This window comes from Aquimarina sp. BL5 (assembly GCF_003443675.1).
GTDB lineage: Bacteria > Bacteroidota > Bacteroidia > Flavobacteriales > Flavobacteriaceae > Aquimarina.
Genome location: NZ_CP031963.1, coordinates 2,048,339 through 2,065,719, shown reverse-complemented (window position 1 = coordinate 2,065,719; position 17,381 = coordinate 2,048,339). Strand labels below are relative to the sequence as shown.

Below are 17,381 nucleotides of genomic sequence, written 5' to 3'. Positions count from 1 at the left end.
AATGTATATATGTTCCCAGTTTTTATTAGAACAATTTTGTTCTTATTGATAGTAAGTTCTTGTGATTTTGGACCAAAACCAGATAAGGTCATTGAAATGACTTTAGAATTACATGAAAAAATCGATTCTGATGAGCAAATCAACTTAATCCTTTTAAAGTTGAATAAAAGGTTGCAAAAAATAACTAAAAACGCTGAGGTAAAGGTATTACCTAATAAAAATCATATCAAAATTACAATAGCTACCAATTTTCTAGAAGATAGATTTAAAAAATATATTCTAAATCCGGGAAAATTAGATTTCTACGAAACATATAACTCAAAGGATTTGTCACTTTTTTTTGGACAAGTTAATGAAATATCGAAAATCAATAAAGAATCCGAAGATAATCCATTTTATGACTTGATTAAAGGAGGAGGTTATTCAGGAGGTGCTGTTTTGTTTTATGTAGCAGAAAAAGATACTGTTTTGGTAAATGGATTGATATCTTCTAAAGAGGCGGAGTCTGCGTTGCCAGTAAAAAAGAGATTCATAAAGTTTTTATGGGGTATTAAGGATAAGGATAATGGTAATTTTCCTTTGTATGCACTAAAAAAAGATAGATTAGGAGCCCCAGCGCTTAGTGGTGATGTAATAGTAGATGCTTTTCCGAGGTATAATGCATTGAATATGCCTGTAATTTCTATGCAAATGAATCCTGAAGGAGCGGATAAGTGGGAGGATTTGACAGGAAAAGTTTTTCAACAAAGATCTAATATTGCGATAGTTTTGAATGATCAGGTATATAGTGCTCCTGGTGTGTCATCTGGTCCAATACACGAAGGTCGTTCTGAAATATCTGGTGATTTTACTAAAGAAGAGGCGCAAGATTTTGCGAATATCTTAATGTCAGGTTCTATCCCAAAAATGAAGATGATTAATGTTGAAGTGAAAAAAATAGAATAGAACTTTCTTAGTGTACAATCTATTATGATTTATATTTATTAGAAGACTTTAGAAATGCAGTTTTAATTTTTCTATATTTGCGGCATGAAGAAGGAATGGTACTTCAAGATTTTGATCAGTGCGTTTGCATTACTCGTAGTAATGCAGCAACAAACTGTTGTGCCTAACCAGGAAATCGTTCTGGAGTTTACAGATATTGAGGTTACTTCTTTAGAAGCTCAAAACGCGATAGCAATTGTAAAGAAGCAATTGGAATCTATCGGAGTTAAAAACACTCGTATATCCGAAGAACTGCATAATGGTAAGCTTAAGATTGCTTATTATAGCGATGCGGATGTAGAAAGTATAAAAAAAACACTTTCAAAAGAGCAGCGCATAGCGCTAGATCACGTTTTTTATGATCAGAATACATCAGAAAATAAAGTACCTTTAGATAAGAACTCTGCCGATTATAATCTTGATGTTTATAAAATTCAGAAAAGTAGAGATACGGATACTGACTTTAATGGGATTTATGTTTTAGAAATAAAACAAAAGCAGGATAATAGGGCTTCAGGTTCTTATGGGTATAGTTTTGCTACTGAAAATGGTAACAATAACAAGGATGAGCTCGTAGAGCTTGCCTTAAAAGTAAATGGTGCAATTGCCATTGGAATTGATAATACTTCATATCGAATTCCAGAGGTAAGAGCTGGACCAATTTCCTAATAAAGGGATGTGAATTTTCACAAAAACCCTTGAATTCAAAAGATTTAGAAGTTAAAAATAAAGAGTGGTTATTAACTCTTTATACTACTTTTTGACTTTTAAATAAAGCTACTATTTGTACGATGATAGAGCTTTTTAATTACAGAATATTAATAAACTAGTAACCGTCGAGTCTCGAGTGATTTTAATAATCATTTATTTAAAAGATTTGACAAAAATAAAGAATAATGCAAAATAAAGGACTTGTTAGAGTGTTTGCGATTTTATTTGGATTGGTATGTATTTACCAACTATCGTTTACGTACTTAACATACACAAAAGAAAAAGAAGCTGAAGCTTATGCCTTAGCTAAACACCCAGAAGCAGACGCTTCTGCATTAAGAGATACAGCAGAAAAAACTTATTTAGATTCTATTGGTAAGGATCCAATTTTTGCAAATTTTAGTTATAACGATGCTAAATCAAAAGAACTAAATAAAGGGCTTGACCTTAAAGGAGGAATTAACGTAATTCTTCAGATTTCGGTAAGAGATATATTAGAAGGATTGGCTAACAAATCTAAAAATCCTGCTTTTATCCAGGCGTTAGATGCTGCCGATCAAACTCAGAAAAACAGTCAGAATACGTATGTAGAAGACTTTTTTAATGAGTTCGAAAAAATCCCAGATGCTCAATTAGCATCACCGGATATTTTCGCAAATAAGAACTTAAGTGATGATATCACTTTTGATATGACGAGTGATGTAGTAAAGCCGGTTCTAAAAAGAAAGATCGACGAATCTGTAACTTCTGCATTCGAAGTTTTACGTAAGCGTATTGACAAATTTGGGGTTACACAACCTAACATTCAGCGTTTAGGGGAGTCTGGACGTATTTTGGTAGAATTACCAGGAGCAAAAGATGTAGATCGTGTTAAGAAGCTTTTACAGAGTACAGCTCAATTAGAATTTTGGGATGTGGAAGGTTCTCAGGAACTTGGGCTTTTTCTTAACAGGATGAATGAAAAGCTTAAAAAGGAGTTAGAATCTAAAGATACTAAAGAAGTTAAAGAAGAGGTAGTAAAAGATACTATCGAATCGGAAATCGCTGATTCGGAAAAAGTATTAGATACCGTACAGACAGATACTACTAAAACTGATGCGGATGCTGAGATAGAAAAATTATTAGCAGATTCTGAAGATTCTACTGATATAGAAACTCAAGTAAATCCAATTAATGATTTAGCGGGTCCTCCATCAGTACCTGGGGCGTTAATTTCTGTTGCACTTAAAGATGTTGAGAAATTTAACGAATATTTAGAAAGAAAAGATATAAGAGCTTTATTGCCACAAGCTTTAAGATACACAAAATTTGCTTGGAGTAAGGTTGAGAAAGAAGGTGAAAGAGTTGATCTTTATGCATTAAAAGGAAACCGTGATAATACTCCAGAATTAAGTGGAGGAGTAATTACGGATGCTGCACAAACTTATGATCAAGTGAATAATGTTGTTGTGACCATGCAGATGGATGGTAAAGGGGCTAAGAAATGGGAAGAAATGACAGGAAGAGCTTCACAAACAAGAGGCCAGATCGCTATCGTTTTAGATAATATTGTATATTCTGCACCGGGTGTTTCTAAAGGACCAATTTCTGGAGGTAGAAGTGAAATTTCTGGGGATTTCACGGTAGAAGAAGGACAAGATTTAGCGAATGTTTTAAGAGCTGGTAAATTACCTGCTTCAGCAGATATTATTGAGAGTGCAATAGTAGGACCGTCTTTAGGACAAGAGGCTATTGACAGTGGAGTGATGTCATTTGGTATTGCATTAGTATTGATTTTAATCTGGATGATTTTTTACTATGGTAAAGCTGGAGCTTTTGCGGATGTTGCATTGGTGGTAAATATTCTATTTATTTTTGGGGTATTAGCTGGCTTAAAAGCTGTATTGACATTACCTGGTATTGCGGGTATTGTATTAACGATCGGTATGTCTGTGGATGCGAACGTACTTATCTTTGAAAGGATTAAAGAAGAACTTGCTAAAGGTAAATCCCAGGTGGATGCAATTAAAGATGGTTTTAATAATGCATTGTCATCAATCTTAGATGCAAACATTACAACAGGTCTTACAGGTTTGATTCTTTTATTCTTTGGTACAGGTCCGATTAAAGGGTTTGCAACTACTCTATTAATTGGTATTCTTACATCTTTATTTACTGCAATATTCATTACTAGATTATTTATAGATGGATATGGTAGAAATGGTAAAGAACTAGCGTTTTCTACGGCAGCTACTAAGAATTTATTTAAGAATATAAATATCAATTTCCTTGCAAAAAGAAAGATTGCATATGTGATTTCTGGTATTATCGTAGTAGCGGGTCTTGTATCACTATTTACTCCAGGACAAGGATTAGATGAAGGTGTGGATTTTGTTGGTGGAAGAACCTATACTGTTCGTTTTGCTCAGGATGTAGTCCCTACAGATGTAGAAAAGGAATTGGTAGCTGTTTTTGGTAGTGCGCAAGCAAAAACCTTAGGTGCTAATAATCAGTTAAAGATTACAACCAAGTATAAGGTAGATGAAACAGGTGAAGAAGTAGATTCTGAAATTTCTAATTCTTTGTTTACTGCTTTAAAGCCTTATTTGACGGATGGTATGACTTATGCGGAATTCTCTAATGGAGATGAAGATAAACAAGTGGGTATTATGTCTTCTAGAAAGGTAGGGCCAACTATTGCAGATGATATTCAACAAGCAGCATTTGTTTCTGTAATTGGATCTTTAATTGTAGTATTCTTATATATCCTATTTAGATTTAGAAGATGGCAATTTAGTTTAGGTGCAGTAGCAGCAGTATTCCATGATGTATTAGTGGTATTAGGTGTATTCTCATTAACTTGGAAGTTTATGCCATTTAATATGGAAATAGATCAGGCCTTTATTGCAGCCATATTAACGGTTGTAGGATACTCTCTGAATGATACGGTGGTTGTATTTGATAGAATCCGTGAATATTTTGCAGAACATACAGGTTGGCCATTAGATAAGAATATTAATGGAGCATTAAATAGTACATTGAGTCGTACATTGAATACGTCTTTAACGACTTTACTAGTATTAATTGCGATCTTTATTTTTGCTGAACCATTAAGAGGATTTATGTTCTCATTAATTATTGGTGTATTAGTAGGTACATATTCTTCATTATTCATTGCAACACCTGTAATGTATGATACTGTGAAGAAAGTTGGTCTTAAAGAAAAGAAGAAGACTGAAGAGTAATTTTCTGTAGACTTTGATAAAAAAGAGCTGTATTCTAAAAAGGATACAGCTTTTTTTTGTTTGATTTTTCCCCGATGTTTCAGGGGTGATTTTGTGAAACTTAATCTTTTTGTTAACACTATATCGTTTGAGTAGTGTAGTAATGAGAAATTAACTTTTTTAATTACTTACATTTGAAAACATCATCATAAAATAGTTATTTTTTTGACTTATCGATAGTTGAAAATATGATTTTAAAATAATATCTACACCCTTTTTAGTATTATACAATTGTATATAATCGAAAATTTTAGTTGTTATTTTTTAATACTAATTATACCAAAATATTTATAAGTAGTTTGCAAATATAGGATGTGGGAAAACTTTCTTTGCAGGTAATAGTTGTTTTTTGGAATATATAAATGCTGTTAACAGCACAATACAATTATATATTAAACACACAAGATTCATGAAAAACACTAACTTATTTTTACTACTACTATTTGTCTATTCTGGGATAGTAGCGCAACAAGTCCATACTTCTTATTTATGGCATATGCAACAACCTAATTATTGGCCGGAAAAAAGTAAAGAGAATCCTAATCGATATCAAACGGTTATGGAATCTCATAATTTGAAATCTTCCGGAGACTCTTGGAATGTATACGAGGATGGAATAAGTCATCCTTTAAATAATTTAGAAGAAATTTTCGAAAAATATGATCGCGTAAAAGCGTATCAATACGGACCCAAAAATTCTGTTCAAACATTATTGGGATTACCAAATGGAGGTGCACAGGTTAATTACTCTGGTTGTTTAATAGAAAATGTAAACAGCCTTGCTGATGCTGGTGCTTGGGGGTATAGTCAAGGTTGGGAAAATAATTTTATAGAGGCTAAAAACTGGAAAACATCTGGTGGGCAACCAAGAATGGACCTTACTGGATTTACATTTCATCACGCCTTAGCGCCATTAATAAGTGAACGCGCTTTGAGAATGGAATTAAAAACACATAAATTAATAATGGCAGAAACTTTTGGAGGTGAATATTCTAAAGGTTTTTGGCCAGCAGAATGTTCGTTTTCAGAAAGGATTATTAAAGTCTTGGTAGAAGAAGGTTTTCAATGGTCTGTAGTTGCAAATAGTCATTTATCTCGTACATTGAATGATTATCCATTAGATTATGGTACATCTGGCGTGAATATCGATCCACCTAACGGAGCCGATAAAGTAGCTACCAACGGTCAGAATTGGTGGAAAGGTCAAATCGATGGAAGAGGAGGTACTTTTGCTGCTCCATATTGTTATCAAGCACACAAAGCACAATATATAGATCCAGAAAATGGTCAGACATATAAAATGGATGTAGTCCCGATGGCAGATTTATTGAGCTATCAGAATGGATTCAGTTCTATGGGGACAGGAGAAATAGATGCTAATATCGCTCCTTTTAGTAATTCTAGTCAACCATCAATTGTATTGCTTGCTCATGATGGTGATAATGCTTGGGGTGGTGGAGATAGCTATTATCAGGAATCTGTTCCTGGGTTTGCCAATGCAGCTGCTTCTAAAGGATACGATCCTACTACCATACAGCAATTTTTAAATTCTTATCCAGTTCCAGAAAGTGATATTGTAAAAGTAGAAGATGGATCTTGGGTCAATGCAGCAAACGATTGGGGGCATCCTCAATTTATTAATTGGTTATGGCCTTTGTATGACACTACTGATTATAGATTTAATCCAGATGGATGGACAGAAGATGCTAGAAATTGGGCTGTAATTACTGCTGCTGAAAATTACGTATTAACAGCAGAAGATAATAGTGGAGGGGTAGATATAGCTAAAGTAATTGATCCTTCTTCCGGCGCTTCTAATGCAGAAAAAGCTTGGCATTTTTTCTTGCCATCTCTGACGAGTGGTTATATGTATTATGGAAAAGCAATTGATATGGAAGTAAAGCAAACTTTAGCTGGTAATATTGCAATAGAACATGCTAAAGAAGAAATAGGTGATACTCCCAATCAGGATAATACTGCACCTTCTGTATTTATACCACAGCGTTTTCCATATAACCCAGGAGGCAAGGGTTTTGGGCCTATATATGCATATCAAGAAGTTCAAAACACTTCTGATTTTCATGTTTGGACATTTGCCTATGATGTGAGTGGATTAGCATCGGTTGAATTGAAATACAGAACGGATAATGATGGTGAAAATCCTATCTCTGATAATGTTAATGATACATATTCAGGAGGAGAAGGTGTAAGTTCTTGGAATAGTCAATCAATGACTCAAAAACAATTCCCTAAAAGAAATATAACACAAGATCCAGAAATTGATTTCTTTATAGAGCCAACCGCAATTGCGGATTTATGCTATGCGGAGATTAAGGGGTTATCTGATGTGTTAGTAGATTATTATGTAGAAGCAGTGGATACAAAAGGAAACGTGTTTAAGACACCTATTCAGCATGTCTATGTTGGAGGGTTTAATAGTAGTGATGAGGTAACTCTTACGGTTACTCCGGATTCTGGGAATTATGATGATGCTATCGCAGTAGTAATGGAAGCTTCTACAACCTCCGATAATGATGGAGTAGCAATTTATTATACTACTGATGGATCAGAGCCAAGTCAATCAAGTACAGAGTACGTAACTTCTTTTACTATTGGAGATAGTGATAGTGAATCAATCACTTTAAAAGTGATAGCGTACGATGCTGATGAAAATGCTTCGGAGGTTATTACTAGAAATTATACATTTGGGGACATACCTTCTTATGATATCCATTTTAAGAATACTTCTAATTGGAATCAAGTTTATGTATATGCTTTTGATAAAAATAGTAATACAGCCTTGCCAGGGTGGAATTGGCCAGGTAAGTTAATGACTAAAGAGCAAGATTCGCCGTGGTATATTGCTTCCATAGCAGAATCAGTAGAAGTTGGTCTTGTTTTTACAAATGGAAATGGAGAGCAGTCGGACGATCAATTTAGAAACGTAAATGGTTGGTATGTGTATTCAGAAGATATTTGGTATGATCAATGTCCCTCGGATTGTCCGGGAGTTTTAGGAATACCAGAATTATCAGTTGCTCCTTCTGGCGGATCTTATGAGGGAAGCGTATCGGTTAATTTATCATCTAGTAACCAAGGAGTAATTTATTATACTACAGATGGAACAGAGCCGTCAGATTCAAGTTTTTTATATCAAGATGAAGTAATTTTTACAGAAAATACTACTTTAAAAGCTATTGCTTATAATAGTACAGGTCAGTCAGCTATTGTTTCCGAAAATTATAGTATTACTGAAATTCAATCATATTCTGTTTATTATCGAAATGTATCTAGTTGGAATGATGTGTATGTGTATTTATTTGATAAAAATACCAATCAACCTTTACCAGGTTGGAATTGGCCAGGTAGATCAATGAATAGAGAACAAACCTCTCAGTGGTATTCATTTCTGGTTGAAGAAAATGCCGAAATAGGTGTTGTTTTTAATAATAACAATGGTATACAATCTGATGACTTAACTAGAGTAACAGATGGATGGTATGATCCATCCACTAATCAATGGTATGATGTGTGTCCAACGGCATGTCCAAGTAATGTTTCTGATGACGAATTGATTATTCATTATAATAATAACAATACAAATTGGAATCCTGTAACATTGTATTATTGGGACACAACTCCTGAGTCTTCAACCTCATCTTGGCCTGGTGTTGAAATGACCGATATAGATGGAGACGGATGGTATGAATATACCTTATCAGGTGTAGAATGTGCAAAAGTTATTTTTAGCACAAATGGAGGGCAGCAGACAGAAGATTTAGAAATCTGTGGAGAAGGATGGTATGATAATGGTTGGGTAAGTAATCCATTAAACAAGAAGCCGGAGACAAATACAACCCTAATTTCTTCACCGTACCCTAATCCTTTTCAGAACGAAATTAAATTTAATTTATTAGGAGAAGTTAAATCTCTCAATGTTACTGTTAGAGATGTAAAAGGAGCCTTGTATTACTCAGATACGGTATCTAGTAAGAATGGAACAATATCAATACCGCTTGATGTTGCAAAAGGAATATATTTTGTAAAATTCAGTAATAAAACTATTAATAAGGTTGTGAAAGTTATTAAATAAATTTTCCAATTGTATCCCTAGGTGAACCCCTTGAAAAATTATTTTTTTAAGGGGTTTTTATTTGATACTAATGTCTCGTCCTGAAATATCGTTACACTAAAATGTTATTTATGGAGTCATTACATTCAAATTATGTAAAGCGTACACAGAAGGATTACAGTTTATCCTTTAAGCTACAAGTTGTTCAAGAGATTGAACAAGGCTTATTAACAAGAACTCAAGCTTTGGATAAGTATGGTATTCAAGCAAGATCTACGATTCGCACTTGGTTAAAAAAATATGGTAAATTTGATTATGATTTTAGTGTAAATAGATCCATGTCCAAAACACCTGAACAACGTATTTTAGAATTAGAACAGCAAGTCAAGCTTTTAGAGAAACAAAAAGCAAGAGCTGAATTTTTAGCAGAGCGTGCGGATAAGAAAGCAATTATATTTGATATGATGATTGATATCGCCGAAGAGGAATTTAATATTCCGATCAGAAAAAAGCACGTACCCGAGTTATCGAAAAATATAGCCAAGAAAAACAAGAAAGCATAACTGCTACCTGTGATTTACTCGGGGTGAATAGACAGGTGTATTATAGAGCTATTCGGTCTTATCAAGACAAACAAAAACTAAGTAAAAAGGTAATTGATTTAGTAAATACCATTCGCATATCAATGCCTAGAATCGGTACAAGAAAATTATTTCATCTTTTAAAATCTCAACTCAAAGTAATCGGAGTTGGTCGCGATAAGCTATTTAAAATACTAAAGGCTAATAACTTGTTGATTTTACCTAAAAAGAATTATCATGTAACTACGGATTCTCATCATAGATTTAGAAAACATAAAAATCGAATAAAAGATGTTGAATTTATCAGACCAGAACAAGTATGGGTCAGTGATATAACTTATATAGGAAATAGGGAAAATCCATGTTATTTGGCTTTAATCACGGATGCTTATTCTAAAAAAATAATGGGATATAATGTATCAAATAGTCTAAGTGTAAAAGGATCTTTAACAGCTTTAGATATGGCTATTTCTAATAGAGATTATAATGAAAAACCTATAATTCATCATTCCGATAGAGGATTACAGTATTGTTCCAATGAATATCAAAAAACATTAAACATCAATAATATTAGCCCTAGTATGACTGAAAAATATGACCCTTACGAAAATGCCATAGCAGAAAGAATTAATGGAATTCTTAAACAAGAATTTGCTATTGACAAGTATGATACTTCAATGCAAATCAAAACCAAACTGGTTCAAAATGCAATCCGCATTTATAATCAGATAAGACCTCATTTATCTAATTCAATGTTAACACCTGATCAAATGCATCAACAAAATAAATTAAAAAGAAAAAGCTACAAAAAACAAAAGGTAGCAAATTAAAATTGCTACCTTGTATTTATTAATTCCTGTAACGATTATTCAGGACGTCACATAATAAATTTAATTTTTCTTAAAATAGATAGAATCTCCAACTTTTAGATTCCACTTATCAGATAATCCGCCGTTGATTTCTAAAACATATTTTGCAGGTTTTCCTGATGGTAAAGATGTTTCATCTAGTGGTTTTGCATTTTTCTGAAAACTTACAATTTTAAACTCATCATTTATATAGATAATGTCTAATGGGATCAAAGTGTTTTTCATATAGAAGCTTTGAGGTTTAAAATCTTTCTGAATAAAAAGCATACCTCTCTTTTCTTCCATAGTTTTACGATACATTAAACCTGTTTCTCTTTCGTAATCATTATCAGCAATTTCAATATCTAAAGCAACAACTTTGCTAGGAATAGAATCTACTATGTTATGTATGGACAGCTCTCCTTCTTTGGTGAATTGTATTTCTTCGGTAATAATCTTTTTCTCACTTTCTTCCTTACAAGAAAAAATAGATAAAGTAAAGACAGCTATAAGTGTGATAAAAATGTTCTTTTTCATTAGTGTTTTCTTTTTGTTATTCTGATATAAAAAGGAATATATTTTAGAATCTGAAAGTAATAGTTTTATTTTTGAAACACAATTTCAAATAGAAACAAATCTTTGTTAAAAAAAAAGCCGCACTTCAGAAATTCGAAGCACGATTTTTCTCAACTAACTAACCAGCATTTTTGTTTTTTTGTTTATTCCTGTAAAAAAGAATCGAAATAAGAAGAAGGAGTAGTATTAAAATATTAGGTTCACTCATTCGTGGAGTATCTTCTCCGATATCTAGGTCTTTATTACCAGACAGAATTTGTTCCTGTTTCTTTTTGAGAATTGCTTTTTGAGCTTCGTTCTCTACTACTAAATAGGAAGTAACAGGAGACATTACTTTAGAAATAAAACTATGTTTTACTAGGTTTAACCACTCTTTTTTAGAGCTTTCTGGAAATAGAGTTTGGGATATCCACATGCCGTGCATAGATAAAGCTTGATTCCAGTTTTTTTCTAATATCTGACTTTCTGTTGCTTTGTAGGGTCCTTTTTTAAGAATAATTGAAGATTTTTTATCATTAGGAAGATATGCTATAGTATCGTCATCATCTATATATTTAAGTACCGTTTTGTCAAATTTATTTTCAATAGTGTCAGTTATTTGTTTTTTTGGATTTGTGAGAAGAGAATGAGGTTGTAGCATCCCTTCTTTAGATAGATTATAAAATTCATTGTTTTCTGGGGAAGTAATTTTGAAATCAGAAAAATCTTTATCCAAAACTGAGTTTTTAATAGAGTCAGTAACAATTACCAGTATAGGATATGAATCAGTATCATTATGATAAGAATTATATAACGTTTTTTTTATTGCCCTATCTAAATAAAATCCTCCTTCGAATGACTGATTTTTATATTCTTTTTCCCAATTATCATTATATCTAATTGATGAAGTGTAGGTGTTGACAAAACTGATTTTAGCATTTTTAGAAAGTTCATTATTTTTTGTAACTAGTTTTTTAATTCTACTACTGAACTCATCTATGTTGTTTTCTTTGTGTAAAGATGCATCTACGAGAAAATGATAATAAGGTGTACGTTTTACTTCTTTAAGTTTTTCTTTTTCTTTAGAAGAGATGTAAATTACATTATTGTTTTTAACAGAAGAATTATTGCTAAGTTGCCCCGTATGACCTAGTTTTATTTCTTTTCCATCAAATGTTAATGTTACAGGATCTTTATGAATAAACTCGATTCCGGTTTTTCTTGTTTCATTGCTTGTAAAAGGAAAAACTCTAAATGCTACCTTGTTTCCGGTTAGATAATAAAGTAATCCTGGATCTTTATTTTCATTTCTTATTTGTGAGAACACCCACATAGCAGCTTTTTTTTCAGCTAATAATCCCATTTCTTTTCTGTCACCTACGTATAGGTAATAATCACTAATCCAGCAACCAGTTGGTAGTTTTAGTGTTGTAGCATATTCCTTAAGCCCATTTGTGGATTCGTTATTTACAATTTCTAGATGAATCCAGCTTTTCCAGGCATTTTGTGAAGGGTCAAAAAAACTTTCGCTCGTTATATTAGAAATTTCGACCTTATCATTTCTTATATCTTCAGGCAATAATTCTGATGAAGGAGTTCCATAAAATATATGTTCAATGACATCTATTTTAGCGTTTGATAAAGTTAGATTTCCTAAGACAATCCAGTTATAAAAAGAAGATAAATATGGAGTTTGACGCCCATTAAAAATCTCACCGTTTCTTTTTTCTTTATGTTGTTTTACAGTATTAATTGTCTTTGATAATGAATTTTTATCTATCGAATATTGTTTAGAGTAATTGGGATTGTATATGTAATTGAGTGTTTCTTTTAGAGTGTTTTGATCTGATTTATATAAAGTGGTTAAGCATATCGGAATAACTAAAAAACTAGCAATAGAAATTATGCGCAAGATGTTTGCAGAAAGATGTTTTTTTAGTAGAGAAAAATTCTCAGTGAGCTCTTGTATATGTATTATGAATAATAGTAATGGAGTAAGCATTAAGAACCCAGTACCAATTATAATTATTGCAATCACAGATAATGGAAGAAATGGAAGGAATACAATGAAAAAATATAGACTATATGCAAATGTGATGTTTCTTCCTATAAACAGAAAAATTTGATACTTTATATTGGGACGATTAGGTAAGCATATTAGAACTCCGTTTATGACAGCAATAATATAAAACCAAGGGTCATTAAAATTGCCAAATAGACCAGAAGAATTATCGAATGAATTGAAATTAGATAATAGACCATTATTTAATGCTAAACCTAGTAAAGGGAATAAGATTGTTATAGGGATTTTCCATCCTAATTCATATTTTTTCCATAATGCACCTTTTTTGGTTGCAAGTATGAAAACTCCTCGAATTACAAAAAAAAGAAATAATAAAGTTCCAGAAATTAAAAAGATCAAAAAAGCATGTGTGCTAAAGTTACTTTCAACAGGTTGCCAAAGAGGCAAAATTAATTGAAAAAAAAGATACCAGCATAATGGAACCGCAATAGCAGCAAGAAAATTCATCCATGCATTGTGCTTTTTGTTTTTGGATGTAAGACGAATAACTATTATAAATAGAGAATATGCTATTGTAGGCATAAGAAAAGTTCCAACATATAAAGTAATGTTACCAGATACCATCCATCGTGGGATTGAGAAAGGTATAATCTCATCAGAATATTCGTTGAATAAGTATATGAAAGGAATGTATATGAGTAGGGCTATAATAGCATAAAAAATCGAAACTTTTCTTTTTTTAATAATAAGAAAAATGGCATAAAGAAGATTTAAAAAACCTAATATGAATAATGTACTTCCAAAGGTTTTCCAATGTGTTATATGAACATCTTCTAATAAGCTATGAATAATGGTAAATTGTCCAAAAAAAAGAAAATATAATATTATTAGTGGAACCGTATTGATTATTAGGATCCACCTAGGGTTAAGCAAATTTTGCATGACTTTTATATTTAATGATGATCTTTTCAAGAATCAGGTAAGTAATAATTAGAAATGATAAATTAATAAGAATTCCTATGCTTTCATGGATGACTGAGGTTTCGATATTTGATAGGGAACTTAATTTGTTTTGTGTGACAATCGAGACAAAAATTCTAGATGTATTTACAGTAATAGTTAAAAAAAACGCGAAAATCAGTGCGATAAGGATTGATACAATTTTTTTGAAATGTGAGTTTGTGTATTTAAGTAATAAAAACATAATCATAAGAAAAGATAAGATCCAAAAGTTAAAACCAGCACAAGATTTGTCAATTAATATGTCCAGATGATTGTTATAATATCCATCATTCTCTATATAAACTGATGTAGATCCAGTTAATGAATTAATTAGTGTATCTGTTGGTTTAATTAAAAAGATTAATTCCTCATGGCTAGCGTATTTAAAGCCAAGTTTGAAAACTAAAAAAAGAAAAATCCCAAAGATATAATATGGTAAGTTTTTATCTAGGTTCATATCATTTTAGCTATTTGTACATGATTATGTTTTTATATATGATAAAGCTACAATATATAAGATTTATTTGATTGAAATTATTCAGTCAAATCAATCTTTCTAGATATCATCATAATGGTTCCTAGGATTAGAAATAATCCAATGCTTCCCACTAATAATGCATAATTTTCTAATTGAATGATGACGAAAATAAAGGTGTATAAGGCAGCAAGCGAAGCGCCAATCAATCCCATGAATTTAAAACTTCTAAGAATTGCTTTAGAGTAAATCGATATTAGTAATACGACGGCTATTCCTGCGATTCCATACGCATAGAGAAAACTAGAATGCTCAGAAATTGAGATCAATAACGTATAAAACATAGTAAGCGCCAATCCGATCATTAAGTATTGAAACGGATGAATAGTAATTTTACTAACCGTTTGTATTAAAAAGAATATTAAAAAGGTTAATGCAATGACCAGATATCCATATTTGGCAGCACGTTCACTCTTTTGATATTCATCTACCGGAATTAATAGCTTAACTCCAAAAGCGGATGAATTGATATGAGGTAGTTCTCCAAAAAACTCTTGTTCGAATTCTCTATTTATTTGTAAAACCTTCCAGTTTGCTTTAAATCCATTTTCGGTGATTTCTTTGGTTTTTGTATCCGGTAAGTAGTTCCCGTTAAAGCTAGGTGAAGCCCAGTTAGAGGTCATTGCTACATTGGTTTCCCTTCCGACAGGTATAAAGCGTAATTGCTCACTACCGTTCACTTTTAGATCCATCTCAAAATTGATTTGATTTTCTTTAGGTAAAGAAGCATCCTTAAGAAATTTCGTTTCGAATCTATTGGTACTGGAGTTTTGAGTGTATCTGGATTGTAATGGGTAATTTTCTGCACCAATTTTTAATTCTAAATTACTTCTAATTCCTTTAGAATTGGTAGAATTTACTATAACAGTAGCTTTGTTCCATAATATATCTTCTGCCTTAATATCTTGAATTTCGAAGTTAGGAATTGTAAAAGAACCTTTAATATTCATATCTGCTGTATATACAACCGATTCATAGATGCTTCTTCCCAAATTTTCGGATTCTACATTGGTATTGATGTTCAGTGTATTCGGAAAAAAGAAAGCCTGATGAACAGAGATGATATCTTCTTTAAGATATGATTTGGTCTTTTCGTCCCAGATTTTTTTGAGTTTATGCTTTTGATAAGGAATTTTCAGGATTGGTCCGTATAGTAATACTTCATTTCCCCATTTTTGATTAATCTCGCTTACTACCTCTTCTTGTCTGTAAGCTCTTTCCTGTATCAAATTTTTGATATACGAAAGCGGAATTAGTAATACCAAAATTAATATTCCTACCATTAGCATTCTTACGGTAATTGAAGTTTTTATCCATTGTCCAAAGGATTTTTTTTGTTTTTGAGTCTCCATAGTTTCTGAAATTTATAGTGATTGTATTTTTAATTATTTTCTTTGTTATAATGATAGAATAGGTGATAGGTAATGATTAAAAAACCACCAAAACCCAATGTAAACGCCCAACTGTTTATGTGTTCTATTGGGAATATGATTCGCTGAAATATATCACCAAGAATGTTCATTGGGTTTTGCAGAAGATCCCAACTATTCCATCGTAATACTCTTCCCATATATATTCCAAAACCACATAATAATAGTGTAAGGTGTGTTATGAAATTTGTTGCCTTTTTAGAAAAATGTGTTTGAAGTAATTCTTGCATAGTTCGTAAAGAGGCAAACCCAACGATCAATCCATTGATAGCAAAAGATAGGATCAGTAAAACATCGAACCAAACAGAATGTAAAGTACTGACACGGATGTGCTGTAAATCGGTAAGGATATATGGAGCATTAGGAAGAAAGACTAGCCAACAGATGAACCCTAATCCAAACAAAAATCTATTCTTATGTATTTTGTTAAAACTTAATATCGTGGTTACTCCATATGGAATACAGGCTAAAAACAGATTCCAAACTAAGAATAAGAAAAAGTTAGATTCTAGCTTTATTATTCTTATGAATAGGAGTATTAGGCTGAATGTAACAGCAATACTGAAACCTTTAATAAAAGGTAATTGTTTATGGATTGTATTCATTAGATGAAAGTATTTAGAAAAGGATTATTGATTACAATAAGAAAGTATCCAATGGCGATCGGAATATTGAGTAAGAATATCGATATGGTTTTTAGGTTTTCTTTGTAGTAATGATAATTCACGATGGTATTTGCTAGTAATCCTATGAACGTAATTGCGTTAAGGATAAAAGCAATTAACACATAAAAAAGGCCGATTACTATAATTTTTTCCCAAGCTGTGATTAGATGAATTAAAAAAATAATAGTGCCAAGTAAAAAGCTAAACGTAGCAATCATAAGGGCGTTTCTGTTAACGGATTGTATTATTCTCATGTCGTAGAAATTAAAAATGTAGTACGGATAGTATCTAATGATTGGTTTAATATTTTTTTGAAATCCAATTGATGGAAGGTATATGCGCTGCGACCTTTTTTGTAGGCGGTTCTAAATACTTTGAATTTATCTGGATAGAGCAGTGTACCTATAAAAATGACAGTATATAGATATGCACTCTTTTTTCCGTTACCTAAGAGATAATATTGCATAGATATTTCTTCAGGTACAGTAATTCCTGTTTTTGTTAAGACATGAAACACATCATGATTTTCTAGTTTCGGTTGAGGTGTGAAATCATGCTGAAGCAAGAAACTTCCTAGATGAAACCCAAGACTGGTTGTAGGGTATTTCAATAATTGTGAAACTGAGATATCCCAAGGTTCATCTTTCTTGAACCATTTTTGATATGGAATCTTACTCCATTCGTATAGTATTTCTAATAAAATTGATCTCAT

The 17,381-nt window shown here is 32.1% G+C and carries 13 protein-coding genes; 6 read left to right on the top strand and 7 right to left on the bottom strand.

What is annotated here, in order from left to right:
• Positions 1-9: 9 nt before the first annotated feature.
• The 6 genes from D1818_RS08850 (at position 10) to D1818_RS08830 (ending at position 10,441) form a co-directional block, all read left to right on the top strand.
• A complete protein-coding gene (locus D1818_RS08850; RefSeq protein WP_118458081.1) occupies positions 10-945 on the top strand; it encodes a hypothetical protein in 936 nt (311 codons plus the stop codon).
• Between the two features lie 84 nt (positions 946-1,029).
• Entirely contained in the window at positions 1,030-1,653 is a 624-nt protein-coding gene (locus D1818_RS08845) for a hypothetical protein (protein WP_118458079.1), read from the top strand.
• 227 nt (positions 1,654-1,880) lie between these two features.
• Positions 1,881-4,919: a protein translocase subunit SecDF gene (secDF, locus tag D1818_RS08840; RefSeq protein ID WP_118458077.1), complete on the top strand. Its 3,039-nt coding sequence runs from the start codon at positions 1,881-1,883 to the stop codon at positions 4,917-4,919.
• Positions 4,920-5,367: 448 nt separating this feature from the next.
• Positions 5,368-9,051 carry a starch-binding protein gene (locus tag D1818_RS08835; protein ID WP_118458075.1) on the top strand — a complete coding sequence of 1,228 codons (3,684 nt, stop codon included), beginning with the start codon at positions 5,368-5,370 and terminating at the stop codon, positions 9,049-9,051.
• 110 nt (positions 9,052-9,161) lie between these two features.
• Positions 9,162-9,593, top strand: coding sequence for a helix-turn-helix domain-containing protein (locus tag D1818_RS25590; protein WP_205487253.1), 432 nt, complete (start codon positions 9,162-9,164; stop codon positions 9,591-9,593).
• On the top strand, positions 9,557-10,441 hold the full coding sequence (locus tag D1818_RS08830; RefSeq protein WP_205487267.1) for an IS3 family transposase: 885 nt from the start codon (positions 9,557-9,559) through the stop codon (positions 10,439-10,441). Before D1818_RS25590 ends, D1818_RS08830 begins: the two co-directional genes overlap by 37 nt.
• 60 nt (positions 10,442-10,501) lie before the next feature.
• Here D1818_RS08830 and D1818_RS08825 read toward each other — a convergent pair whose 3' ends face one another.
• From D1818_RS08825 to D1818_RS08795, 7 genes are all read right to left on the bottom strand, one after another.
• Positions 10,502-10,996, bottom strand: coding sequence for a DUF192 domain-containing protein (locus tag D1818_RS08825; RefSeq protein WP_118458073.1), 495 nt, complete (start codon positions 10,994-10,996; stop codon positions 10,502-10,504).
• Positions 10,997-11,153: 157 nt separating this feature from the next.
• Positions 11,154-13,979 (bottom strand): MSEP-CTERM sorting domain-containing protein, encoded by a 2,826-nt coding sequence (locus D1818_RS08820; RefSeq protein ID WP_118458071.1) that lies wholly within the window; start codon positions 13,977-13,979, stop codon positions 11,154-11,156.
• Positions 13,963-14,496 carry an exosortase K gene (xrtK, locus tag D1818_RS25900; protein ID WP_118458069.1) on the bottom strand — a complete coding sequence of 178 codons (534 nt, stop codon included), beginning with the start codon at positions 14,494-14,496 and terminating at the stop codon, positions 13,963-13,965. The genes D1818_RS08820 and xrtK overlap by 17 nt, the downstream gene beginning before the upstream one ends.
• Positions 14,497-14,573: 77 nt before the next feature.
• Entirely contained in the window at positions 14,574-15,926 is a 1,353-nt protein-coding gene (creD, locus tag D1818_RS08810) for a cell envelope integrity protein CreD (RefSeq protein WP_118458068.1), read from the bottom strand.
• 29 nt (positions 15,927-15,955) lie between these two features.
• Positions 15,956-16,609, bottom strand: a complete 654-nt coding sequence (locus D1818_RS08805) for a DUF1361 domain-containing protein (protein ID WP_118458066.1) — start codon at positions 16,607-16,609, stop codon at positions 15,956-15,958.
• The gene (locus tag D1818_RS08800) at positions 16,609-16,923 is read right to left on the bottom strand and encodes a hypothetical protein (protein ID WP_120752620.1); all 315 of its coding nucleotides are present in this window, start codon (positions 16,921-16,923) and stop codon (positions 16,609-16,611) included. Before D1818_RS08800 ends, D1818_RS08805 begins: the two co-directional genes overlap by 1 nt.
• Positions 16,920-17,381, bottom strand: coding sequence for a hypothetical protein (locus D1818_RS08795; protein WP_118458062.1), 462 nt, complete (start codon positions 17,379-17,381; stop codon positions 16,920-16,922). Before D1818_RS08795 ends, D1818_RS08800 begins: the two co-directional genes overlap by 4 nt.